Here is a 22,625-nt window from a genome sequence, read left to right on the forward strand (position 1 = left end):
TAAACACCGCGTTCAGGGGTGCTGGGAACCGTTCGGGGAAAAATCTGCTAACAATGGCTAAAGCGCCCACTCAAGCGCCTGAGCGATAATGCCGCCACTTGCCGTCCTTAGTACGGCTGTCCAAGGAGACGCCATGACCCAGTCCGCTGCTACTGTCGCCGAAGGCGAGAAAATTCTCATCGTCGATGACGACGCCCGTCTGCGCCGCCTGCTCGAGCGCTTCTTCGACGAGCAGGGCTACCGGGTACGCGCAGTGGAGAACGTCGAGCAGATGGACCGTCTGCTGGCTCGCGAACTGTTCAATCTGGTGGTGCTGGACCTGATGCTGCCCGGCGAGGATGGCCTGTCCGCCTGCCGCCGCCTGCGCGAGTCGAACAACCAGATCCCGATCATCATGCTCACCGCCAAGGGCGACGAATCCAGCCGTATCCAGGGCCTGGAACTGGGCGCGGACGATTACCTGGCCAAGCCCTTCAACCCGCGCGAGCTGCTGGCGCGGATCAAGGCCGTGCTGCGTCGTCAGGTGCCGGTGGTGCCGGGCGCACCCGGTACCGAGGACGAGAGCGTGAGCTTCGGTGAATACGAGCTGTCGCTGGCCACCCGAGAGCTGAAGAAGGGCGATCAGGTGCACATGCTCACCACCGGCGAATTCGCCGTGCTCAAGGCGCTGGTGCAGCATGCGCGCGAGCCGCTGACCCGCGACAAGCTGATGAACCTGGCCCGCGGCCGCGAGTGGGACGCCCTGGAGCGCTCCATCGACGTGCAGATCAGCCGCCTGCGTCGCCTGATCGAGCCGGACCCGTCCAAGCCGCGCTATATCCAGACCGTCTGGGGTGTGGGTTACGTGTTCGTTCCTGACGGCAACAAGTGACGCGTAGGAGCGAGCCCGGCTCGCGAATTGAAGTAACGTTTCCGCGAGCCGCGCTCGCTCCTACGGTTCTGTGCTGATGAAAGCCCCCTACTGGTTCCCGCAAAGCTTCTTCGCCCGCACCCTGTGGCTGGTGCTCATCGTCGTGCTGTTCTCCAAGGCGCTGACCCTGGTGTACCTGATGATGAACGAGGACGTGCTGGTCGACCGCCAGTACAGCCATGGCGCGGCCCTGACCCTGCGGGCCTACTGGGCGGCCAACCCCGAGGATCGCGATCACATCGCCCAGGCCGCCGGGCTCAAGCGCATCCCGCGTGACAAGGTGCCGGCCAGCGAGCAGCACTGGCCCTACAGCGAAATCTTCCAGCGGCAGATGCAGACCGAACTCGGCCCGGACACGGAAACGCGGGTGCGCGCGACCTCGCCGCCGGCGCTGTGGGTGCATGCACCGAGCCTCGGCGATGGCTGGGTGCGCGTGCCCATGTACCCGCACCCGCTGCGCGGTCAGCGGATCTGGAGCGTGCTCGGCTGGTTCCTCGGCATCGGCCTGCTGTCCACCGCAGCGGCCTGGATCTTCGTGCGCCAGCTCAACGCACCGCTCAAGCGTCTGGTCTTCGCCGCGCGCCAGCTCGGCCAGGGGCGCAGCGTACGGCTGCCGGTGGGCGATACGCCGAGCGAGATGACCGAGGTGTACCGCGCCTTCAACCAGATGGCCGAGGATGTCGAGCAGGCCGGCCGCGAGCGCGAGCTGATGCTGGCCGGCGTGTCCCACGACCTGCGCACGCCGCTGACCCGCCTGCGTCTGGCCCTGGAATTCATGCAGAGCGACTCCGAACTGACCGAGGACATGGTGCGCGACATCGAGGACATGGACGCCATTCTCGATCAGTTCCTCGCCTTCATCCGCGACGGGCGTGACGAGCCGGTGGAGGAGCTGGACTTCGCCGAGCTGGTACGCGAAACCCTGGCGCCCTACAACCAGAACGGCGAGCGCGTGCGCTTGTGCCTCGAGCCGATCCCGCCTTTCCCGCTGCGCCGGGTGTCGACCAAGCGCCTGCTCACCAATCTGGTGGAGAACGCGCTCAACCACGGTGGTGGAGATGCCGTGGAGGTGGTGGCCAGCCTGGCTGGCGATCACAGTGCGCCCTATGTGGTGCTGAGCGTGCTGGATCGCGGCAACGGCATCGATCCGGCGGAGCTGGACAGCATCTTCAACCCCTTCATCCGCGGTGATCGGGCCCGCGGCGGGCGTGGTACCGGCCTGGGGCTGGCCATCGTCAAGCGCATCGCCGCGCTGCATGGCGGCAGCGTCGAGCTGCGCAACCGCAGTGGCGGGGGGCTGGAGGCACGTGTGCGTCTGCCGCTGGGGCTGCTGCTGCCGCGCGATGCGGTCTAGCTGACGACCGGCCGTCCTCGCGGCGGCCCGAGTGCTGGCCATCTGCTGCCAAGGGCCCTGGCGCTGGGCTATGCTGTGCCGGCGCACTCACTCGAGGCCCGCATGCCCACCGCTTTTTCCCACCGCCTGCCCAGATGGAGCTGGTGGCTGCCGCTACCGCTTTTCCACCTGGGAACCTGGATTTCTCTGGCTACCCGCCTGAACGACGGGGTGGCGCTGTGTTACCTGCCGCTGGTGCTGGGCCTGGTGCTGTGCCTGTGGTGGGGCCCGCGCGTGCTGCCGGCGCTCTACCTCAACGCCCTGCTCAGCGTCCCGTTGTGGGGCCTGCCCTGGCAATGGGCGCCGCTGTATGCCTTGCCCGAGACGGCCGCCGTGGCGCTGGGCTGGTGGTTGTTGCGGCGCCACAGCTTCGACCCGGCCTTGGGCAGCCTGGCCGATCTGCTGCGTTTTCTCGCATTCGGCGTGCTGGCGCCGGCGGCGCTGGTGGCGTTGGGGTTGCAGGCCAACCTGTGGCTGACCGGCTTGCAGCTCGGCGAGCACTGGGCGCAGGCCAGCCTGGCGGTGTGGCTGAACGACGCCATCAACCTGCTGGCGCTGGCCACCCCGCTGCTGGTGTTCGGCAGCCCGCTGCTGCGTGCGCGCGGCTGGCTGCCCGAGAGCACGGCGGCCGACGCGCAAGCCCTGAGCATCAGCCGTTCCTGGCGCGGCTGGCTGCTCGCGTTCGGCATCTTCCTGGCGCTGATGGCACTGGTCGGCAGCCTGCCTCTGCTGGTCGCTCTGCCCTTTCTCGGCATCGGCATGCTCGCCCTGGCCCTGCGTTATGCCTTCGCCGGTGCGCTTTACGGCGCCGTTCTGGTGTTCGCCGCGACCCTGCCGCTGCCGTTGCTGCGCGGCGATCCCGGTTTCGCCATGCTGGATCTGCCGCGCAGCCAGTTGCAGCTGGCCGTGCTGCTGCTGATGGGCGCCGCCCTGCTGGTAGGGCGGGCCCTGGGTGACCTGCGCCAGGCGCTGAGCCGCAGCGCGCGCATGCAGCAGCAACTGGCCCGCGCCAACCTGGCGATGGAGGCCAGCCCGCTGGGGGTGACCATCGCCGACGCCCGCCAGCCGGACCTGCCATTGGTCTACTGCAACGCCGCCTTCACCCAGATCACCGGCTACAGCGCAGACGAGACACTGGGGCGCAACTGCCGCTTTCTCGTTGCCGACGACCATGCCCAGCTGGAGCTGCAGCCCCTGCGCAGCGCCTTGCGCGAAGGGCGCAGCGGGCATGCGGTGGTGCGCAACTACCGCAAGGACGGCCGGCCGTTCTGGAACGAAGTGGTGCTGGCGCCGATGCGCGACGAGCGGGGCATCAGCCATTTCGTCGGCCTGCAGCAGGATGTCACCGAACGCGTGGAGCTGGCGGCGCAGGTCGAGCAGCAGCGCGCGCAGCTGTTGCGCCAGAACCACCTGTTCAGCCAGACCGAGGACATCGCCAACCTTGGCGGCTGGGTGTTCGAACTCGGCGATTCCAGCATGTTCTGGAGCGATGGCTGCTACCGCATCGTCGAGCGCGACATCCATCTGGGGCCGCCGAGTTTCGAGCAGGCGCTGCACTACTACGACGCGCCGAGCCAGACGCTGATCATCGAGACCCTGCAGGCGGCGCTGGGCGGGCTGGATGAGGTCGATGTGGAGCTGCGTCTGGCGGCGCGCCTCGGCGGGCGCCTGGTGCGGGTGCGCGGCATGGCCGAGCGCGACGATGACGGCAGCCTGGTGCGGGTGTACGGCGTGGTGCAGGACATCAGCGAGCGCAAGCGCACCGAGTCGCAACTGCGCGAGCGCGACGAGCGCCTGCGTCTGTTTTTCGAGGCGCCGCTGATCGGCATGGCGCTGACTACCCAGAGCTTCGGCTGGGAAGAGGTCAACCAGAAGCTGTGCAGCATCCTCGGGCGTAGCCGCGACGAGCTGATGGCCAGCAGCTGGCACCAGCTGTCGCATCCCGACGACCTGGCAGGCGAACAGGCCAGGCTCGAGGAGGTGCTGCTGGGCAGCAGCGACGGTTTCGAGATGGACAAGCGTTTTCTGCGGGCCGACGGCCAGGTGGTGTTCACCCGCCTCAGCCTGCGTGCGGTTCGCGGCGGTGCAGGCCGGCAGACGCTGTTTCTGCTGCTGGTGGAAGACACCAGCGCGCGGCGCGAGGCCGAGGCGCGTTACCACACCCTGGTCGAGCACGCGCCCGAGGCGATCCTGCTGTTCAGCCCGGAGGGCGGCATCGTCGAATGCAACGAGAACGCGCTGCAACTGCTGCGTTACCGCCGCGAAGACCTGCTGGGCAAGACCATCCAGAGCATCAGCCCGCCGCGCCAGGCGGACGGCAGTCTGTCCTCGCGCGTCGGCAGGGAGCATCTGCAGCGGGCCATCGCCGGCGACACGCCGGTGTTCGAGTGGACCCATCGCGACAGTGCCGGACGCCAGCTGCCATGCGAGGTGCGCCTGGTGCGCATGCCCGGCGAGGAGCTGCTGATCCGCGCCAGCGTGCTCGACATTTCCGAGCGCCAGCGCTACCAGCGCGAGATCGAGCGGCTGGCCTACAGCGACGAGCTGACCGGTCTGCCCAATCGCCGTCTGCTGCTCGATCGCCTGCAGCACGCCATGGATCGCGAGAACCGCGAAGGCAGCCTGGGCGCGCTGCTGTTCATCGACCTGGACCACTTCAAGACGGTCAACGACAGCCTCGGCCACCTGATCGGCGATGCGCTGCTGTGCGAAGTCACCACCCGCCTGGCTCGGGAGCTGCGTACCGAAGACACCCTGGCCCGCCTCGGCGGCGATGAGTTCGTGGTGCTGCTCGAGGCGCTGGGTAGCGAGCCGCAGGCCGTTGCCGAGCATGCCGCCGCGGTGGGCGAAAAGCTGCTGCGCGGGCTGCAGGGCAGTTGCCTGATCGAGGGGCACGAGCTGGCCATCAGCGCCAGCATCGGCATCGCCCTGCATCCGCTGGGCCTGCAGCGCGCCGCCGATATCCTCAAGCAGGCCGACACCGCCATGTACCGGGCCAAGCATGCCGGACGCAATGCGCTGCACTTCTTCGCCCCGGAGATGCAGGCGGCCATCGATCAGCGTCTGCAGCTGCAGGGCGAGCTGCGCCAGGCCATTGCCCGTCAGCAATTGCAACTGGTGTTCCAGCCGCAGCTGGTCCTGGCCGACGACACGGTGGCTGGCGCCGAGGTGCTGCTGCGCTGGCTGCACCCCGAACGCGGCGAGATTTCCCCCGACCAGTTCATTCCGCTGGCCGAGGAGACCGGGCTGATCCAGGACATCGGCCAGTGGGTGCTGGAGCAGTCCTGCGCGACGTTGGCGCGCTGGCAGGCGCAATGGCCGCAACTGGTGCTGGCGGTCAATCTCAGCCCGCGCGAGTTGCGCCAGGCCGGTTGCGTGGCGCGCGTCGAGGATTGCCTGCGTCGCCACGGCGTAGCTGCGCAGGCGCTGGAGCTGGAAATCACCGAGGGCGTGCTGCTGGAGGATGTCGACCGCTGCATCGGCAACATGCAGCAGCTCAAGGCGCAGGGCGTGCGTTTTGCCATCGACGACTTCGGCACGGGCTACTCGTCGCTCACCTACCTCAAGCGCCTGCCGCTGGACCGCCTGAAGATCGACCGCAGCTTCGTTGCCGATCTCGATGGCGATGCCAGCGGGCGCATGCTGGTGCAGACCATCCTGATGATCGCGCGCAACCTGGATCTCGAATGCGTGGCCGAGGGCATCGAGCAGCCCAGCCAGTTGGCGCTGCTGCGTGAGCAGGGCTGCGCGCTGGGCCAGGGCTATCTGTTCGGCAAGCCGATGGTCGAGGCCGAGTTTCTCGCCTGGCTGCAGGCGCGTCAGGGCTGAGGCGGCCTACCAGCTCAGGCTGCCAGGGCTCAGTCGCGCCTTCTTGCCGCAGGGCCAGGGGAAATTGCTGTCGCCATGCCCGCTCGGCAGGTCGCCGTACAGCGGCACGCCGAGCGGGGCCAGGTATTCGCCGATGATCTGCTCCAGGCTGTGGTGCACGCCGCGCCGCGGGCAGTCGGTGAAGCTGCCCAGGCACACCGCCCGCGGCCTTTGCCCGGCGAAGCTGTGCAGCAGTTGCCAGAAGCTGCGTTCCAGGCGGTAGTAGGGCTCGCCGACGTCTTCCAGGATCAGGATCGAATCCTCGGCCAGGTGCAGTGCGGCGCCCGTGCCGCAGACGCTGGCCAGCGCCGTCAGGTTGCCGCCCTGCAGGGTGCCCTCGATGGCATGCTGCGGGCCGCTGATATGGCGCAGCGGCAGCTGCCGGTGCTGGCCCTTGAGCAGACTCCACAGCGCCTGCATCGAGGCCAGGCGTTCGCGCTGACCGCCGGGCGCCGACAGCACCTGATGGCCGAGCGCGGTGGCCACCGGACCGTGAATGGCCGGCAGCCCGTGCTGCGCGAAGGCGCTGAGCAGAATCGACAGGTCGGAGAAGCCGATCAGCGGGCGCGGGCTGGCCTGACGCAGCAAGGCCCAGTCGATATCCGCCAGCAGCTGCGCGCAACCGTAGCCGCCGCGCAGGCACCAGACGGCGGCGATATCGGGCAGGCTGAAGGCCTGGTGCAGATCATCCAGGCGCTGCTCCGGCGTGCCGGCCAGGTAGCGATGACGGGCGCGCACGTGGCGGCCCAGGTGATAGCGCACGCCCAGCACGTCGAGCTGCGCCAGGGTCGCCTCGAGTACGTCTTCGGCAATGGCCGCCGCAGGGGCGATCAGCGCCAGGCGGCCGTCGAACGCTCGGCTCATCCGCGACCCTTGGTGCGGGTCTGGCCGGGTTCGGCGTTCTTTTCCAGGTACTGGATGATCATCCCGGCGACGTCCTTGCCGGTGGTGGTTTCGATGCCTTCCAGGCCGGGCGAGGAGTTGACCTCCATCACCAGCGGGCCGTGGTTGGAGCGCAGGATGTCCACCCCCGCGACGTTCAGGCCCATGACCTTGGCCGCACGCACCGCAGTCATGCGCTCTTCGGGGGTGATCTTGATCAGGCTGGCGCTGCCGCCGCGATGCAGGTTGGAGCGGAACTCGCCGGCCTTGGCCTGGCGCTTCATCGAAGCGATCACCTTGTCGCCGACCACGAAGCAGCGAATGTCGGCGCCGCCGGCTTCCTGGATGTACTCCTGGACCATGATGTCCTGCTTGAGGCCGAAGAAGGCTTCGATCACCGATTCGGCGGCCTTGGTCGTCTCGGCCAGCACCACGCCCATGCCCTGGGTGCCTTCCAGCACCTTGATCACCAGCGGCGCGCCACCGACCATCTGGATCAGGTCGGGAATGTCGTCGGGGGAGTGGGCAAAACCGGTCACCGGCAGGCCGATGCCCTTGCGCGACAGCAGTTGCAGGGCGCGCAGCTTGTCGCGCGAGCGGCTGATGGCCACCGACTCGTTGAGCGGGTAGACACCCATCATCTCGAACTGGCGCAACACCGCGCAGCCATAGAAGGTCACCGAGGCGCCGATGCGCGGGATCACCGCATCGAAGCCTTCCAGCGCCCGGCCGCGATAGTGGATCTGCGGCTTGTGGCTGGCGATGTTCATGTAGGCGCGCAGGGTATCGATCACCTGCATCTCATGGCCCCGCTGCTGACCGGCCTCCACCAGGCGTCGGGTGGAATACAGACGCGGATTGCGCGACAGCACGGCGATCTTCATTGGGCACCTGGAAGGGACGAGGAGAGAGAGGGTTTTTCCTGCACGTAGCTGAGTGCCGGATTGACCACCAGTTGGCCGGTGATCAGTGCCTTGGAACCGAGCAGCACGCGATAGCGCATGGTCTTGCGGCAGGCCAGGGTGAATTCCACCGGCCACAGGCGATCGCCCAGGGCCAGATCGGTACGGATCACGTAGCGGCTCTGCGCCTGGCCGTTGGAGCTCTTGATGCGCTTGACCGATACCAGCGGCGCCTCGCAGCGATGGCGGCGCTGCACCTGGGTGCCGAGGTAGGCGGTGAAGCGCACCCAGTCCTCGCCATCGCGCTGGAAGGGCTGGATGTCGCTGGCGTGCAGGCTCGAGGTGCTGGCACCGGTGTCGATCTTGGCGCGCAAGCCGATGATGCCGAGCTCGGGCAGATTGATCCACTCACGCAGGCCGATCACGCTGAGCTGGTCGAAAGTCTTCAAGGTGAGAGTGTCCCCTGCGGCCTACACGGCCTATGATTCCGCGCATTCTAGTTGTGCCGTATGACAACTGCATCAGGCGGCCGTGCCGGATGCGAAATCCATCAGAGAGTCAGATGAGCGAAAAAGACGACGACAAGGTGCGCCTGGACAAATGGCTGTGGGCCGCGCGCTTCTACAAGACCCGTGCGCTGGCCAAGGCGGCCATAGAAGGGGGCAAGGTGCATCACCGCGGCGAGCGCTGCAAGCCGGGCAAGGAGCCGAGGATCGGCGACGAATACGTGCTGCGTACCGGCTTCGACGAGCGCACGGTGGTCGTGCTGGCGCTGTCGGCGGTGCGCCGCGGCGCCCCCGAGGCGCAGCTGCTGTATCGCGAAACCGACGAGAGCATCGCCCGCCGCGAGCAGGCTGCTGCCCTGCGCAAGGCCGGCGCCCTTGGCATGCAGACCGACGGCCGGCCGAGCAAGAAGCAGCGCCGGCAGATCCATCAGTTCAACGAACAGCAGGAGGGTGGCCTGCGCCACCCCTGGGCGGATGAGGACGAATAGCCTCGCCTGTCCGTAGGCTGTGCTAGGCGCACCGGATCTTCATTGATCGATGTCGGTGCGTACGGCGAGCCCTAGGTTTCAGCGCCCGCTGACGATGCTCATGCGGCCCAGCAGCGGCAGTTTGGCCAGGCGCGAGGTGAGCGGCAGGGTGACCTTCTCCAGCCACTCGCTGGCGCGATAGCCCAGTGGCGTGTAGCAGCTCCAGGCCAGCGCCAGCAGGCTGAGGAACACGCCGCCGACGAAGGCATCCGAGCCCCAGTGGGCGCCGGCCACCAGGCGCGGCAGCATGCCGATCACGGCAATCGCCCAGACCAGCAGCAGGCGCCAGTTGCGCGCGAAGAAGCTCATGAACAGGGCCCAGATCAGCAAGACCGAGGCGTGATCGCCGGGGAAGCTGCGGCTGGCGCTGTCCTTCATGTCCCAGCGTTCCTCCCAGTCGGGGAACAGCTCGGTCAGACGTGCGCTGCCCTCCACCACCAGCGAGGCGCTCGGGCGCTGCCAGCCCATGACCTTGACCAGTTCGGCGAAGCCGACACGCAGCAGCAGCAGAGCCAGCAGGGCAGTCAGAAAAGCGAACAGGGCGCGGCGCACCTGATGGCCCTGGAACACCAGGTCGGCCTTGAGCATCACCGCCAGCATCACCACGCCCACGCCCAGGTCCACCGGGCGCATGCTGCCGATGGCCCAGACCTTGGCCCAGAGGCCGGCGGCATGCACCGGATCGTTGAGCAGTTGGAACAGCCACAGATCGAGCCCGTCCCACAGGTCGCGAGTGGGCTGCCACAGCCAGCTGAGCAGCAGCAGCGCCGCCAGCAGATGGCAGGCCAGCAGGGCCCGTGGGCGCCACTGGCTGTTGATGAAGGTGTTCGACATGGGAATTCCCTTTGCTGATTGGCGACGGCCCGACTCGGGCGCGCGGATCATAGGTGTGTGCGCCCCCCATGCAAGCGGCTCGCAATTTTGGTTCAGCGGTTATTCAGCCTGGCGCGACGAGTGGCGGCCGGTGTGACACTCGGGCCTTGGTTAGCGGGGCGTTTGTGCATAAAATCGCCAGCCTTTTTTGCAGACCTCGAGCCCGCCGCCATGAATGACTTCAGTCAACGCTTTCTCTTCGACGACACCGACGTGCGCGGCGAGATGGTCGCGCTGCGCGAGAGCTACGCCCATGTGCTGGCCAAGCACGCCTACCCGCAGCCGGTGGCGCAACTGCTCGGCGAGATGATGGCCGCCGCCGCGCTGCTGGTCGGCACCCTCAAGTTCGACGGCCTGCTGGTGCTGCAGGCGCGCGCCGAAGGCCCGCTGTCGCTGCTGATGGTCGAGTGCTCCAGCGCTCGTGAGCTGCGCGGCATCGCCCGCTACGACGCCGAGCAGATCGGCGCCGACGCCGACCTGCAGAGCCTGATGCCCAACGGCGTGCTGGCCATCACCATCGATCCGAGCCGCGGTCAGCGTTACCAGGGCATCGTCGACCTCGACGGCGTCGACCTGGCCGAGTGCCTGTCCAACTACTTCGCCAGCTCCGAGCAGCTGCCGACCCGCTTCTGGCTCAAGGCCGACGGCCAGCGCGCCCGCGGCCTGCTGCTGCAGCAGCTGCCGCCGCACCACCAGAGCGAGCCGCAAGAGCGGCAGGAAAGCTGGAACCACGTGCTGACCCTGGCCGATACCCTGACCGCCGAAGAGCTGCTCGGGCTGGACAACCCGACCCTGCTGCATCGCCTCTATCATCAGGAGAACGTGCGCCTGTTCGACGAGCAGCCGCTGCAGTTTCGCTGCAGCTGCTCGCGCGAGCGCTCGGCCAGTGCCCTGGCCAGCCTCGGCCAGGCCGACGCCGAGCTGCTGCTGGCCGAGCAGGGCGGCAGCGTGGTGATCGATTGCCAGTTCTGCAACGAGCGCTATGCCTTCGATGCCGCCGATATCGCCCAGCTGTTCGCCGGTGCCGGCAGCGAAGCGCCGTCGCAGACACGCCATTGATGAACTTTTCTGAACGATAGGCGTTCTCTATCAGATCGGAGGCTGCCAAGCAGTTCGCTTTTCTGGCATACTCCCGCGACTTTTTTACCGTGTAGTGCAGTTGCCCCTGCACTACACAACGTTCGGAAGACTCGGCCAGCGGCCGACGGGGACCCTCATGACGCAAGCCAACAACGCCGTGTACACCGACATCAGCGCCGCGCAACTGGTCGAAGAAGCCATCCGCCGTGGTGAAGGGGAACTGGCCGCCAACGGCGCGCTGGTCGTACGCACTGGTCATCGCACTGGCCGCTCGCCGGCTGATCGCTTCATCGTTCAGGAGCCGAGCACCGAGGCGCAGATCGCCTGGGGTGCCATCAACCGTCCATTCCCGGCCGACAAGTTCGATGCCCTGTGGGATCGCGTCGCGTCGTTCAACAACGCCCAGGAGCATTTCGTCTCCCACGTTCACGTAGGCTCCGCCGAGGCGCACTACCTGCCGGTGAAGATGACCACCGCCACCGCCTGGCAGAACCTGTTCGGCCGTCAGCTGTTCATCAACCCGAGCGCCTACAACCCGGCCGGCAAGGCCGAGTGGGAGATCCTCAACGTCGCCAACTTCGAGTGCGTGCCGGAGCGTGACGGCACCAACTCCGACGGCTGCGTGATCATCAACTTCGCCGCCAAGAAAGTCCTGATCGCCGGTATGCGTTACGCCGGCGAGATGAAGAAGGCCATGTTCTCCGTGCAGAACTTCCTGCTGCCGGAAAAGGACGTGCTGCCGATGCACTGCGCCGCCAACATCGGCGAAGAAGGCGACGTGACCCTGTTCTTCGGTCTGTCCGGCACCGGCAAGACCACCCTGTCCGCCGACGAATCGCGTTACCTGATCGGTGACGACGAGCACGGCTGGGGCGAGGGCGTGGTGTTCAACATCGAAGGCGGCTGCTACGCCAAGTGCATCGACCTGTCCGAGAAGAACGAGCCGGTAATCTGGAAAGCCATCCAGTTCGGTACCGTGCTGGAGAACGTGGTGCTCGACGAGCAGCGCACCCCCGACTACAGCGACGACAGCCTGACTCAGAACAGCCGCGCTGCCTACCCGCTGGAGTACGTCGAAAAGCGCAGCGAGAAGAACCTGGGCGGCGAACCGAATGCCGTGATCTTCCTGACCTGCGACTTGACCGGCGTACTGCCGCCGGTGTCGATCCTCAACAACGAGCAGGCGGCCTACCACTTCCTGTCCGGCTACACCGCGCTGGTCGGTTCCACCGAAATGGGTTCGGGCGGCGGCATCAAGTCGACCTTCTCCACCTGCTTCGGCGCGCCGTTCTTCCCGCGTCCGGCCGGCGTCTACGCCGAGCTGCTGATCAAGCGCATCAATGCCTTCGGTTCCAAGGTCTACCTGGTCAACACCGGCTGGACCGGCGGCGGCTACGGCGTCGGCAAGCGTTTCAACATCCCCACCACCCGCGGTGTGATCGCTGCCATCCAGAGCGGTGCGCTGATCGGTGCCGAGACCGAGCACCTGCCGATCATCAACCTGGATGTGCCGAAGTCGGTTCCGGGCGTCGAGACCAACCTGCTCAACCCGCGCAACACCTGGGCAGACAAGAACGCCTACGACGAAGCCGCCAAGGGCCTGGCCAAGCTGTTCATCGACAACTTCGCCAAGTTCGATGTCAGCGAGGCGATCAAGAACGCCGGCCCGCAGCTCTAAGCTGGCCTGTGGTCTCTGACAAAGCCGCCTTCGGGCGGCTTTGTCGTTTTCGGGTAGGGTGCGCCGTGCGCACCTTGTTTATTTGCGGTGCGCGTGGCGCACCCTACCCAACCGCGTTATGGTCAGGGGCCATTCGGCGGTCAATGGAGTGACAGCGCATGTCCACCCTCAAACGCGTCTTCGGTTTCGATCAGCTGCGTCCCGGCCAGGAGGCGGTGATCAGCGCCGTGCTCGCCGGTCGCTCGGCGGCGGCGATCTTCCCCACCGGTTCGGGCAAGTCCCTGTGCTACCAGCTGCCGGCGCTGCACCTGCCGCATCTGACCCTGGTGATCTCGCCGCTGCTGGCGCTGATGCAGGATCAGCTGGCCTTCCTGCATGCCCATGGCATCGCGGCGGCGAGCATCGATTCGGCGCAGAGCCGCGAGCAGAGCATGGAGGTGATGAATCGCGCGCGCAGCGGCGAGCTGAAGATTCTGATGATCTCGGTGGAGCGCCTGAAGAACGAGCGTTTCCGAAATTTCATCGCCCAGGTGCCGATCTCCCTGCTGGTGGTCGACGAGGCGCACTGCATCTCCGAGTGGGGCCACAACTTCCGCCCGGATTACCTCAAGCTGCCGGACTATCAGCGCCAGTTCGGCATCGCCCAGGTGCTGCTGCTCACTGCCACGGCCACGCCGAAAGTGATCGCCGACATGCGCGAGAAATTCGCCATCGCCGAGGCGGACGTGGTCACCACCGGTTTCTACCGGCCCAACCTCAACCTGCTGGTCGAACCGGTGCCTGGCGGTGCCAAGGCGCAGCGCCTGCAGCAATGGCTGGCGCCGCGGCGCGGTCAGGCGAGCATCGTCTACGTCACCCAGCAGAAAACTGCCGAGCAGGTCGCCGAGCGCCTGGCGCGTGACGGTCTGGCGGTCAGCGCCTATCACGCCGGCATGGCGCACGAGGTGCGCGAGTCGATCCAGCGCCGCTTCATGGCCGGCGAGCTGCAATGCATCGTCGCCACCATCGCCTTCGGCATGGGCATCGACAAGCGCGATATCCGCAACGTGGTGCACTTCGACCTGCCTAAGTCGGTGGAAAACTACAGCCAGGAAATCGGCCGCGCCGGGCGCGATGGCCAGGCCTCGGACTGCCTGGTGCTGGCCAGTCGCGACGGTCTCAGCGTGCTGGAGAACTTCGTCTACGGCGATACCCCGGAGCTCGCCGGCATTCGTGCCGTGCTCGACGACCTGCGCGCGGTCGGCACGGGCGGGCAGTGGGAGCTGATGCTCGGCCAGCTCTCGGAGCACAGCAATATCCGCGCGCTGCCGCTCAAGACCCTGCTGGTACAGCTGGAGCTGCGCGGCATCATCGCGCCGCGCTACGCCTACTTCGCCGAGTACCGCTTCAAGCTGCTGCTGGAGGACGAAGCCTTGCTGGCACAGTTCGAGGGCGAGCGGCGCCAGTTCGTCGAGGCGATCCTCGCCTGCTCGAAGCGCGCGCGTACTTGGTCGACGCTGGACTTCGACGCGTTGTATCAACAGTACGGCGCCGAGCGCGCGCGGGTGGTCAAGGCGCTGGATTACTTCCAGGAAAGGGGCTGGCTGGAGCTGGAAAGCAAGCAGATGACCGAGGTTTACGCCGTGCTCGATGGCGGCTTCGAGGTCGAAGCCCTGGCCAATGATCTGCATGCGCACTTCCGCGCCCATGAAGCCAGCGAGATCGCCCGTATCCAGGCCATGCTCGCCCTGTTCGAGAGCCGCGAATGCCTGAGCCGCCGTCTGGCGCTGTACTTCGGCGACGAACGGGCGCCCGAACGCTGCGGGCATTGTTCGGTGTGTCAGGGGCGCGTCGCGACCCTGCCGCAACCACCGGAATTACCGCCCTTGAGCGGACGAAATGCCCAGGCGTTGTGCGCCGCCTTCGTCGAGAAGCACCTGCAGCATGCCGGTTGCACACCGAGCCAAGAGTGCCTGACGCGCTTTCTCTGCGGCGTGACCACGCCGCTGCTGACCAAGCTCAAGGGGCGCCAGCTGGCCGGCTTCGCTGCATTGGAGGAGTACCCCTATGCCGAAGTGCGCGGTTGGTTGACGGCGTCGTTCGCGTAGGGACGCCTGGGCGTGTGCACCGGATTACGCGCAGGCATTGGTGCGCACGGCGCACCCTACGGGGTAGCGCGCTGCCCCTGGTTCAGCGTCCAGTCCACCAGCTCGCGGGACAGTTGATCCCCCGCCTGGCCGAAGGCGGCGATCACCGCCGGCACCGAGGTATCGCTCGCCGGCTGGCTGATGCTGAAGCGGCGGCTGGCGAGGATGCGTTGATCGCGCGCATCCACCAGGTTGACCTCGAGACGGATCAGCGCGTACGGGATGCCGTTGCGATATTCGCTATGGAAGCTGCGCAGGTCGCTGACCAGTTCCAGATCGGCCTGCAGGCGCTGCTCCTCGTTGCTCAGGGCCTGAATCCGGCCGTCGTCCTGGAAGGCATCGAGCAGGCGGTTGCGCAGCAGCTGCGGCGTGCGCTCGCTCCAGCGCACGCCCTGGTAGGTGTTGACCCGGTCGGGCTCGGGCAGCACGACGATGCGCGTGCCGTCGAGCAGCTGACTGCTGCTGGGGCTGTTGATCCGCAGCGCCCAGTCGACCTGTTGGCTCTGCGCCGGCAGTTGCGCCGCCGGCAGCAGGTAGATGTCCAGCGGCTCGCTCTGCGGCAGGATCGAGCAGGCGCCGAGCAGGGTGGCGGCCAGCAACAGGGTGAGACGCTTCATGGTTGGAACTCCTTGATGCTGTCGCTGCGCAGCAGGTAGCCGGTGGGGTCCTGTTCCAGGCGACGGGAGAAGCCGCGCAGGGCGCTGAGGGTGTCGCGCAGCTCGCCAATCGCCGGGCCCAGTTCGCCGAGGCCCTGCATGCCGCTGTCCAGGGCGCTGCGGTTGCTTTCCAGCAGTTGCTCGATGCTGCGGCTGCTGCGCTCCAGCGAGGCCATCAGGCGTTCGGCGTTGTCCAGGGCCTGGCTACCCTGGCCGTTGAGCAGGCGGTTGGCGGTGCGCATCAGTTCGGCCGCTTCGCGGGTGGCGGCGCCGGCCTGCTGCAGAGCGGCGCTGAGTTCGTCGCGCTGGCTGGCGATACCGGCCGTGGCCTGCTCCAGGTTCTCCAGGGTGCGCGAGACGCGCTCGGCATTCTCGCGTGAGAGCATGCGGTTGGCGCGGTTGAGCAGGCGGGTGATGTTGCTCACCAGGTCCTCGCCATTGGCCATCAGCCGGGAAAGCGGCGAGCGGTCGGCGATGATGATCCCTGGCTGACCATCCTTGCCTTCCAGTGGCGGGCTTTCCGGGCTGCCGCTGTACAGCTGGATCACGGCCAGGCCGGTAATGCCGGTGATCGACAGGCGCGCCCGGGTGTCCTGCTTGATCGGCGTATGGCCGGCGATGCGGATGCGCGCGCGCACCGTGCGCGGATCTTCCGGGTCGAGGCCGAGGCTGATCACGTCGCCGACCTTGATCCCGCTGTACTGCACCGCGCTGCCCTGCGACAGGCCGCTGACCGCTTCGTTGAAGATCACTTCGTAATCGGTGAAGGCGCGATCGGCACCGGCCTTGTTCAGCCACAGGGCGAACAGCAGCGCGGCGCCCACCGTGAGCACGGTGAACAGGCCGATCAGCACGTGATGGGCTCTGGGTTCCATTCATTGACTCCCTGCCGCGGTGGCGGCCTGTGCGGCCGCGCGTCCACGCGGGCCGTGAAAATAGTCCTGAATCCAGGCGTCGTCGGTGGCGGCCACCGCCTCCAGGCGATCGGCCACCAGCACCTTCTTCTGCGCCAGCACCGCGACCCGGTCGCAGATGCTGTAGAGCGTGTCCAGATCGTGCGTGACCAGAAATACACTCAGACCCAGGCTGTCGCTGAGGGTGCGGATCAACTGGTCGAAGGCCGCCGCGCCGATGGGGTCGAGGCCGGCGGTGGGCTCGTCGAGAAACAGGATATCCGGGTCCAGCGCCAGGGCGCGCGCCAGGGCGGCGCGCTTGACCATGCCGCCGGACAGCGAGCTGGGGTATTTGTCGGCGGCGTTGCTCGGCAGCCCGGCCAGGGCGATCTTGACCCGTGCCAGGCGCTCGGCCGCGGCGCGCGACAGGCCGGCGTGCTCGATCAGCGGCAGGGCGATGTTTTCGCTGACGGTCAGCGAGGAGAACAGCGCGCCACGCTGGTACAGCACGCCGAAGCGCCGCTCCAGCTGCGAGCGGCGCTCGGCCGACAGGCTCAGCAGCTCTTCGCCGAACACCCGCACGGTGCCGGCATTGGGCTGGCGCAGGCCGACGATGCTGCGCAGCAGCACCGACTTGCCGGTGCCCGAGCCGCCGACCACACCGAGTATCTCGCCGCGATAGAGGTCGAAATCCAGGTGCTCGTGCACCACCTGGCTGCCGAAACGGTTGCACAGGCCGCGCACTTCGATGATGGTGTCGCGGCTCACCAGCCCATCTCCATCAGAAACAGCGCCGCCAGGGCGTCGAGCAGGATCACCACGAAGATCGACTGCACCACCGCCGAGGTGGTGTGCTCGCCCACCGACTGCGCGCTGCCGCTGACCTTGAAGCCCTCCAGGCAGCCGATCAGGGCGATCAGGAAGGCGAAGATCGGCGCCTTGAGCAGGCCGACCAGAAAGTGCCGCAGCAGGTCGCTGTCCTGCAGGATCGACAGATACATCGTCAGCGGAATGTCCAGGGACACGGCGCACACCACTGCGCCGCCGACTATGCCGCTGAGCATGGCGATAAAGGTGAGGATCGGCAGGGCGATGAGCATGGCGAACACCCGCGGCAGCACCAGCAGTTCGATCGGGCTCAGGCCCAGGGTGCGGATGGCGTCGATTTCCTCGTTGGCCTTCATCGAGCCGATCTGCGCGGTGAAGGCGCTGGCGGTGCGGCCGGCCATGAGGATGGCGGTGAGCAGCACGCCGAATTCGCGCAGGAAGGAAAACGCCACCAGGTTCACCGTGTAGATGCTGGCGCCGAAGTCGGCGAGGATGGTGGCGCCGAGAAAGGCCACCACGGCGCCGACCAGGAAGGTCAGCAACGCGACGATGGGCACGGCATTGAGCCCGCACTGCTCCAGGTGCGCGGCCAGCGAAGTCAGGCGCCAGCGCGCCGGGCGCAGCAGGATGGTGAGCATGCCGCTCAGGGTCAGGCCCATGAAACCGAGCAGTTCCCGGCCGTGACACCAGGTGGTTTCCACCGCTTCGCCGATATGCCCGAGCACCTCGCGCAGCGCCGAAGGCGTGGCGTGTTGCTGCACCTGCTGACTGCCGGCCATGGCATCGGCCACCGCCAGCAGCAGGGCGCGGCGCTCGGTGCTCAGACTGTCCTGTTGCGCCAGCTGGCGCAGGCGCTCGCTGCCCAGCAGCTCCACCAGCAGCGCGGCGCCGGCGGTATCCAGCGCGGCCAGGTCGTCGAGGTCGACGCTTTCCTGGCCGTGCAGGCGTTCGCGCAGGGCCAGCACCTGGGGTTCGAGTCGGCTGTAATGGGCCAGCGTCCAGTCGCCACCGATGCGCAGGCCGCTGGCGGCGTCCGTGCTGCTGGTCTGGAGCGGGGTCAGGTATGGCGTGGTCATGGCGACAGCTTAGCGCTGCCGGGGGGCGCCAGGCCAGTCGCGCCGCCGCCGGCTACCTGAGCCGTCGCTGCGTTCGAGCGGCGAACCGCACTAAAGACCGGATGACGGGTGCATGGGCTAAGGTGATGCTCATCGTCCCGAGCCTAGCGAGCGTGCGCCATGTCCGTCGAACATCTGGATGTCCTGATCATCGGCGCCGGCCTCTCCGGAGTAGGCGCCGCCTGCCATCTCAAGCGCCTTTGCCCGGGCAAGCGTTTCGCCCTTCTCGAAGGGCGCGAGGCCATGGGTGGCACCTGGGATCTGTTTCGCTATCCGGGCATCCGCTCCGACTCGGACATGTACACACTTGGCTACAACTTCAAGCCATGGACCGATCCGCAGGCCATCGCCGACGGCCCGTCGATCCGTCGCTACATCGAGGAAACCGCCCGCGAGTATGGCATCGATGGCCTGATTCGTTATCGGCACAGGGTACTCAAGGCGGACTGGTGCAGCGCCAGCGCCACCTGGCAGTTGCTGGTGCAGCGCGGCGAGGACAGCGAGCCGCTGCGCATGAGCTGCCAGTTCCTGATGATGTGCACCGGCTACTACCGCTACGAGGCCGGCTACACCCCCGAGTTCGCCGGGCTAGAGGACTACCGGGGCACCTTCATCCATCCGCAGCTGTGGCCCGAGGGTTTCGACTACAGCGGCAAGCGCATCCTGGTGATCGGCAGCGGCGCCACGGCGGTGACCCTGGTGCCGGCGCTGGCCGAACGCGCGGCGCAGGTCACCATGCTGCAGCGTTCGCCCAGCTACGTGATCAACCTGCCGCAGCGCGATGCGCTGTCCAATGCGCTGCGGCGCGTGTTGCCGGAGAAGTGGGTGTATCGCCTGGCACGTGGGCGCAACGTGACCCTGCAGCTGGTCTTCTACAAGCTGGCCAAGCGTTTTCCCAACCTGGTGCGACGCGTCCTGCTGGGGCTGGTGCGACGCCAGCTGGGCGAGCGGGTCGATCTGCGCCATTTCAGCCCGTCCTACAAGCCCTGGGACCAGCGCGTCTGTGCGGTGCCCGATGGCGACCTGTTCCGCGTGCTGCGCCAGGGCAAGGCGCAGGTGGTCACCGCCGAGATCGAGCGTTTCACCGCGCAGGGGATTCGCCTGAAGAACGGCGAAGAGCTGGCTGCCGACGTGATCGTCAGCGCCACCGGCCTGCAGTTGCAGCTGTTCGGCGGCATCGAGGTGCAGGTCGACGGCGTGCCCTTCGAGGCGCCCAAAAGCATGGGCTACCGCGGCATCATGCTGCGCGATCTGCCCAACCTGGCAGTGGTGATGGGCTACACCAATGCCAGCTGGACGCTCAAGGCCGATCTTTCCAGCGAGTACTTCTGCCGCCTGATCAGGCACATGGACGCCATCGGCAGGCGCCAGGTGACGCCGCGGGCCGGCGAAGGCACGGTGCGCCCCGAGCCCTTTCTTGATCTGCAGTCGGGCTACATCGAGCGCGCCGCGCACCTGTTGCCGGCGCAGGGCGACCGCGCGCCCTGGAAGCTGCATCAGAACTACCTGCTCGACCTGGCGCTGCTGCGTTATGGCCGGGTGGACGACGGTTATCTGATGTTTTCCGCGCCGCACGCCGCGCAGCAGGCGGCGGTCGCTCAGCTCTGATTCGCCCCGCCTATAGCGAATGTCCTACAAAAAAATGCACAATCGCGCCGCTTTCTTTCCTGGCATTGCGCCACTACCATTTTGCGATCTGTGTCACGGATGAGCCAGCGGGTGCCGCGTCACCCATCACATGAGGAGTCGGCCATGAAGGAACAGCGCCATCTACCCGCACTGCGTGCACATATCGAGCAGTTGCTGAGCAAAGGTTGGGTCATCGCCAGCCGCAGCCCCATGACGCTGCGCAACGGCAGCCGTTGCTATCTGGTGTCCCACGGCATGCTGATCAGCGAGTCGCCATCGCGCGCCGCCTGATCTCGCTTTCCCGACCGCTGCGCCGCCCATCCCGCCCTGGCGCAGCGGTGTTTTTGGTTACCGCATGTTGCCTCGGTAGCCATCGTCATCTTTCCTCTCGCTCCCGTCCTTTCGGGGCTGTGGCCGTTTTCCACGCTGCGCCTGCCTGGGCGAATCACTGATCGAAGTCGATGTAACGCCTTGGTCCGGGTGCGGTCTGTGCCTATAACGAACCGGTTGCAGACAAGAGGAGCCACGCCATGCCCAGCCGTCGTCGATTCCTTCACGGCAGCGCCAGCCTGGCGGCGTTAGCCGCCCTGGCCCCCTGGTTGCCATCATCCGCCCTGGCCTCCAGCACGCTGATGACGCGCACCATTCCCAGCAGTGGCGAGCCCCTGCCGGTCATCGGGCTGGGGACCTCGCGCACGCACGACGTGGCCATGACGGACGAGGCGTTGGAGCCCCTGCGCGACGTGCTGCGCGAGCTGGTCAACGGTGGCGCCAGCCTGGTCGATACCGCGCCCAGCTACGGCCGTGCCGAGGCGGTGTGCGGTGCCCTTGCCGCCGAAAACGATCTGCGTCGCAAGCTGTTCCTGGCCAGCAAGGTGTCGTCTTCCGGGCGCGCGGCGGGCGAGCGTCAGGTACAGGCCAGCTTCGCTGCGCTCAAGACCGACACCATTGACCTGATGCAGGTGCACAACCTGCAGGACACCCGCACTCAGCTCGGCCTGCTGCGCGAGCTCAAGGAGCAGGGCAGGGTGCGCTACATCGGCGTGACGCATTACCTGGATTCCGCCCACGAGCGCCTGCTCGAGGTGTTGCGCCAGGAGCCGGTGGATTTCGTCCAGTTCAACTATTCCATCGGCGAGCGCAATGCCGAGCGCGAGCTGCTGCCCTACTGCGCCGACAAGGGCATCGCGGTGCTGATCAACCGACCGTTCCAGCGCTCGGCGCTGTTCGACCGGGTGCGCGGCAAGGAGCTGCCGGATTGGGCCACGGTGGAGCTGGATGCTAATTCCTGGGCGCAGCTGATGCTCAAGTTCATCCTCGCCAACCCCGCCGTGACGGCGGTGATTCCGGCCACCTCCAACCCGCGTTACATGGCCGACAACATTCTCGCCGGACAGGGCCGCCTGCCCGACGCGGCGCAGCGCCAGCGCATCATCGAGCTGTTCGCCTGAGATGCAGGCGCTCACCCGGCGCCTGGCGCGGGCGATCAATGCCGAGGAGCAGGAGCTGGCGGCGGTGCTGGCCGGCTTCGCCCTGTTCTTCTGCCTGTTCTCCGGCTATTTCATGCTGCGACCGATCCGCGAGGCGATGGGCATCACCGGCGGGGTGAACAACCTGCAATGGCTGTTCACCGCCACCTTCGTCGCCATGCTGCTGGCCGTGCCGCTGCTGGCCTGGCTCAACTCGAAGGTGCCGCGCATCCATTTCATCGACTGGGTGTACGGCTTCTTCTGCCTCAATCTGCTGGTCTTCGTCCTGCTGTTTCGCCTCGATCACGACAGCGTCTGGCTGGCGCGCGTGTTCTACGTGTGGATTTCGGTCTACAACCTGTTCGTCGTCTCGGTGGCCTGGAGCCTGATGGCCGATGTGTTCGACGGTGCGCAGGCCCGCCGGCTGTTCGCCTTCATCGCCGCGGGCGCCAGCGTCGGCGGGTTGTGCGGGCCGCTGCTGAGCGCTCTGTTGATCGGCACCATCGGCGAATCCGGGCTGATGCTGATGGCCGCCGTGCTGCTCGCTGCGGCCATGGCACTCAAGCGCTACCTGATGGCCTGGCGTGAACGCCAGGGCGCCGGGCGGCCGGGAGCGGCGCCCAGCGAGAGCCCGCGCAGGCCGGTGCCGGGCAATCCCTTCAGCGGGCTGACGCGCATGCTCGGCTCGCGTTATCTGCTGGGCATCGGCGCATTCATCCTGCTGCTGACCTCGGTCAGCACCTTCCTCTACTTCGAGCAGGCGCGCCTGGTGGCCGAACTGTTCCCGGATCGCGCCGCGCAGGTACGGGTGTTCGGCGTGATCGATTTCATCGTGCAGGCCGGCGCCCTGGCCTCGCAGCTGTTCATCACCGGCCGCGTGGCGCAGAAGCTCGGCGTGCGCGTGCTGCTGTCCGCCGTGCCGGCGCTGGTGTGCCTGGGCTTTATCGGCCTGGCGCTGGCGCCGACCTTCGCCATGCTGGCGGGGCTGATGATCGTGCGGCGCATCGGCGAGTACGCCTTCGTCCGGCCGGGGCGGGAGATGCTGTTCGCGCCGCTGGATGCCGAGAGCAAGTACAAGGCGAAGAACTTCATCGACACCGTGGTCTACCGCGGCGGCGATGCCCTCAGCGGCTGGGCCAAGGCGGGGCTGGACATGCTCGGCCACGGTGCCTGGCTGGTGGCCATGGTCGGTGCGCTGTGCGCCGCGCTGTGGGGCGTGCTCGGCTGGTACCTGGGCGGGCGCGCCGATCACCAGGCGCAAAGGTCGGGCGGGTGAAACCGCCATTGCAGG

Annotated in this window: 19 protein-coding genes; 11 read left to right on the top strand and 8 right to left on the bottom strand. The window is 67.1% G+C overall.

Going from position 1 to position 22,625, the window contains the following annotated elements; all coding sequences use genetic code 11:
- Positions 1–133 precede the first annotated feature (133 nt).
- The 3 genes from ompR to L1F06_RS02100 all read left to right on the top strand — a co-directional run bounded on the left by ompR (position 134) and on the right by L1F06_RS02100 (position 6,131).
- Positions 134–871, top strand: coding sequence for an osmolarity response regulator transcription factor OmpR (gene ompR / locus L1F06_RS02090; RefSeq protein ID WP_011920620.1), 738 nt, complete (start codon positions 134–136; stop codon positions 869–871).
- A 76-nt stretch (positions 872–947) separates the two neighbouring features.
- On the top strand, positions 948–2,264 hold the full coding sequence (locus tag L1F06_RS02095) for an ATP-binding protein (RefSeq protein ID WP_004373225.1): 1,317 nt from the start codon (positions 948–950) through the stop codon (positions 2,262–2,264).
- A 102-nt stretch (positions 2,265–2,366) separates the two neighbouring features.
- Entirely contained in the window at positions 2,367–6,131 is a 3,765-nt protein-coding gene (locus tag L1F06_RS02100; protein ID WP_129481975.1) for an EAL domain-containing protein, read from the top strand.
- A gap of 6 nt (positions 6,132–6,137) precedes the next feature.
- Here L1F06_RS02100 and L1F06_RS02105 read toward each other — a convergent pair whose 3' ends face one another.
- From L1F06_RS02105 to rimB, 3 genes are read right to left on the bottom strand one after another with little or no spacing between them, the layout of a single operon-like run.
- A complete protein-coding gene (locus tag L1F06_RS02105) occupies positions 6,138–7,034 on the bottom strand; it encodes a S66 peptidase family protein (RefSeq protein WP_129481974.1) in 897 nt (298 codons plus the stop codon).
- Positions 7,031–7,936: a 30S ribosomal protein S6--L-glutamate ligase gene (gene rimK, locus L1F06_RS02110; protein WP_004373219.1), complete on the bottom strand. Its 906-nt coding sequence runs from the start codon at positions 7,934–7,936 to the stop codon at positions 7,031–7,033. Before rimK ends, L1F06_RS02105 begins: the two co-directional genes overlap by 4 nt.
- Positions 7,933–8,403, bottom strand: a complete 471-nt coding sequence (rimB, locus tag L1F06_RS02115; protein WP_004373217.1) for a retropepsin-like aspartic endopeptidase RimB — start codon at positions 8,401–8,403, stop codon at positions 7,933–7,935. Before rimB ends, rimK begins: the two co-directional genes overlap by 4 nt.
- A gap of 113 nt (positions 8,404–8,516) precedes the next feature.
- On the opposite strand from rimB, the gene L1F06_RS02120 reads away from it, so the two are divergent.
- On the top strand, positions 8,517–8,948 hold the full coding sequence (locus L1F06_RS02120) for an RNA-binding S4 domain-containing protein (protein ID WP_096827634.1): 432 nt from the start codon (positions 8,517–8,519) through the stop codon (positions 8,946–8,948).
- A gap of 78 nt (positions 8,949–9,026) precedes the next feature.
- On the opposite strand, the gene L1F06_RS02125 is transcribed toward L1F06_RS02120, so the two are convergent.
- The gene (locus L1F06_RS02125; RefSeq protein WP_129481973.1) at positions 9,027–9,821 is read right to left on the bottom strand and encodes a phosphatase PAP2 family protein; all 795 of its coding nucleotides are present in this window, start codon (positions 9,819–9,821) and stop codon (positions 9,027–9,029) included.
- 210 nt (positions 9,822–10,031) lie between these two features.
- On the opposite strand from L1F06_RS02125, the gene hslO reads away from it, so the two are divergent.
- The 3 genes from hslO to L1F06_RS02140 all read left to right on the top strand — a co-directional run bounded on the left by hslO (position 10,032) and on the right by L1F06_RS02140 (position 14,705).
- Positions 10,032–10,919, top strand: a complete 888-nt coding sequence (gene hslO / locus L1F06_RS02130; protein WP_004373211.1) for an Hsp33 family molecular chaperone HslO — start codon at positions 10,032–10,034, stop codon at positions 10,917–10,919.
- A gap of 157 nt (positions 10,920–11,076) precedes the next feature.
- Complete coding sequence (locus L1F06_RS02135; protein WP_011920625.1) at positions 11,077–12,618, top strand: phosphoenolpyruvate carboxykinase; 1,542 nt, start codon at positions 11,077–11,079, stop codon at positions 12,616–12,618.
- A gap of 158 nt (positions 12,619–12,776) precedes the next feature.
- Positions 12,777–14,705, top strand: a complete 1,929-nt coding sequence (locus L1F06_RS02140; RefSeq protein WP_129481972.1) for a RecQ family ATP-dependent DNA helicase — start codon at positions 12,777–12,779, stop codon at positions 14,703–14,705.
- A gap of 56 nt (positions 14,706–14,761) precedes the next feature.
- On the opposite strand, the gene L1F06_RS02145 is transcribed toward L1F06_RS02140, so the two are convergent.
- From L1F06_RS02145 to L1F06_RS02160, 4 genes are read right to left on the bottom strand one after another with little or no spacing between them, the layout of a single operon-like run.
- Positions 14,762–15,361 (bottom strand): ABC-type transport auxiliary lipoprotein family protein, encoded by a 600-nt coding sequence (locus tag L1F06_RS02145; protein WP_129481971.1) that lies wholly within the window; start codon positions 15,359–15,361, stop codon positions 14,762–14,764.
- On the bottom strand, positions 15,358–16,275 hold the full coding sequence (locus L1F06_RS02150) for an MlaD family protein (protein ID WP_129481970.1): 918 nt from the start codon (positions 16,273–16,275) through the stop codon (positions 15,358–15,360). The genes L1F06_RS02145 and L1F06_RS02150 overlap by 4 nt, the downstream gene beginning before the upstream one ends.
- Positions 16,276–17,061, bottom strand: a complete 786-nt coding sequence (locus L1F06_RS02155) for an ABC transporter ATP-binding protein (protein ID WP_129481969.1) — start codon at positions 17,059–17,061, stop codon at positions 16,276–16,278.
- Positions 17,058–18,197 carry an MlaE family ABC transporter permease gene (locus tag L1F06_RS02160; protein WP_129481968.1) on the bottom strand — a complete coding sequence of 380 codons (1,140 nt, stop codon included), beginning with the start codon at positions 18,195–18,197 and terminating at the stop codon, positions 17,058–17,060. The genes L1F06_RS02155 and L1F06_RS02160 overlap by 4 nt, the downstream gene beginning before the upstream one ends.
- A 159-nt stretch (positions 18,198–18,356) precedes the next feature.
- Between L1F06_RS02160 and L1F06_RS02165 the strand changes: the two genes are divergently transcribed.
- From L1F06_RS02165 to L1F06_RS02180, 4 genes are all read left to right on the top strand, one after another.
- The gene (locus L1F06_RS02165) at positions 18,357–19,844 is read left to right on the top strand and encodes a flavin-containing monooxygenase (protein ID WP_129481967.1); all 1,488 of its coding nucleotides are present in this window, start codon (positions 18,357–18,359) and stop codon (positions 19,842–19,844) included.
- A 144-nt stretch (positions 19,845–19,988) separates the two neighbouring features.
- Positions 19,989–20,156, top strand: coding sequence for a hypothetical protein (locus L1F06_RS02170; protein WP_004373193.1), 168 nt, complete (start codon positions 19,989–19,991; stop codon positions 20,154–20,156).
- A 239-nt stretch (positions 20,157–20,395) separates the two neighbouring features.
- The gene (locus tag L1F06_RS02175) at positions 20,396–21,316 is read left to right on the top strand and encodes an aldo/keto reductase (protein WP_096827628.1); all 921 of its coding nucleotides are present in this window, start codon (positions 20,396–20,398) and stop codon (positions 21,314–21,316) included.
- Position 21,317: 1 nt separating this feature from the next.
- Complete coding sequence (locus L1F06_RS02180; protein WP_129481966.1) at positions 21,318–22,610, top strand: NTP/NDP exchange transporter; 1,293 nt, start codon at positions 21,318–21,320, stop codon at positions 22,608–22,610.
- Positions 22,611–22,625 lie beyond the last annotated feature (15 nt).

This window comes from Pseudomonas hydrolytica (assembly GCF_021495345.1).
In the GTDB taxonomy this organism is placed as follows: Bacteria; Pseudomonadota; Gammaproteobacteria; order Pseudomonadales; family Pseudomonadaceae; genus Aquipseudomonas; species Aquipseudomonas hydrolytica.

Excerpts from the sequence above, each read along its gene's own strand:
- ompR (WP_011920620.1), top strand. The coding sequence starts at position 134 with ATGACCCAGTCCGCTGCTACTGTCGCCGAAGGCGAGAAAATTCTCATC.
- L1F06_RS02095 (WP_004373225.1), top strand. The coding sequence starts at position 948 with ATGAAAGCCCCCTACTGGTTCCCGCAAAGCTTCTTCGCCCGCACCCTG.
- L1F06_RS02100 (WP_129481975.1), top strand. The coding sequence starts at position 2,367 with ATGCCCACCGCTTTTTCCCACCGCCTGCCCAGATGGAGCTGGTGGCTG.
- L1F06_RS02105 (WP_129481974.1), bottom strand. The coding sequence starts at position 7,034 with ATGAGCCGAGCGTTCGACGGCCGCCTGGCGCTGATCGCCCCTGCGGCG.
- rimK (WP_004373219.1), bottom strand. The coding sequence starts at position 7,936 with ATGAAGATCGCCGTGCTGTCGCGCAATCCGCGTCTGTATTCCACCCGA.
- L1F06_RS02120 (WP_096827634.1), top strand. The coding sequence starts at position 8,517 with ATGAGCGAAAAAGACGACGACAAGGTGCGCCTGGACAAATGGCTGTGG.
- L1F06_RS02125 (WP_129481973.1), bottom strand. The coding sequence starts at position 9,821 with ATGTCGAACACCTTCATCAACAGCCAGTGGCGCCCACGGGCCCTGCTG.
- hslO (WP_004373211.1), top strand. The coding sequence starts at position 10,032 with ATGAATGACTTCAGTCAACGCTTTCTCTTCGACGACACCGACGTGCGC.
- L1F06_RS02135 (WP_011920625.1), top strand. The coding sequence starts at position 11,077 with ATGACGCAAGCCAACAACGCCGTGTACACCGACATCAGCGCCGCGCAA.
- L1F06_RS02140 (WP_129481972.1), top strand. The coding sequence starts at position 12,777 with ATGTCCACCCTCAAACGCGTCTTCGGTTTCGATCAGCTGCGTCCCGGC.
- L1F06_RS02145 (WP_129481971.1), bottom strand. The coding sequence starts at position 15,361 with ATGAAGCGTCTCACCCTGTTGCTGGCCGCCACCCTGCTCGGCGCCTGC.
- L1F06_RS02150 (WP_129481970.1), bottom strand. The coding sequence starts at position 16,275 with ATGGAACCCAGAGCCCATCACGTGCTGATCGGCCTGTTCACCGTGCTC.
- L1F06_RS02160 (WP_129481968.1), bottom strand. The coding sequence starts at position 18,197 with ATGACCACGCCATACCTGACCCCGCTCCAGACCAGCAGCACGGACGCC.
- L1F06_RS02165 (WP_129481967.1), top strand. The coding sequence starts at position 18,357 with ATGTCCGTCGAACATCTGGATGTCCTGATCATCGGCGCCGGCCTCTCC.
- L1F06_RS02170 (WP_004373193.1), top strand. The coding sequence starts at position 19,989 with ATGAAGGAACAGCGCCATCTACCCGCACTGCGTGCACATATCGAGCAG.
- L1F06_RS02175 (WP_096827628.1), top strand. The coding sequence starts at position 20,396 with ATGCCCAGCCGTCGTCGATTCCTTCACGGCAGCGCCAGCCTGGCGGCG.
- L1F06_RS02180 (WP_129481966.1), top strand. The coding sequence starts at position 21,318 with ATGCAGGCGCTCACCCGGCGCCTGGCGCGGGCGATCAATGCCGAGGAG.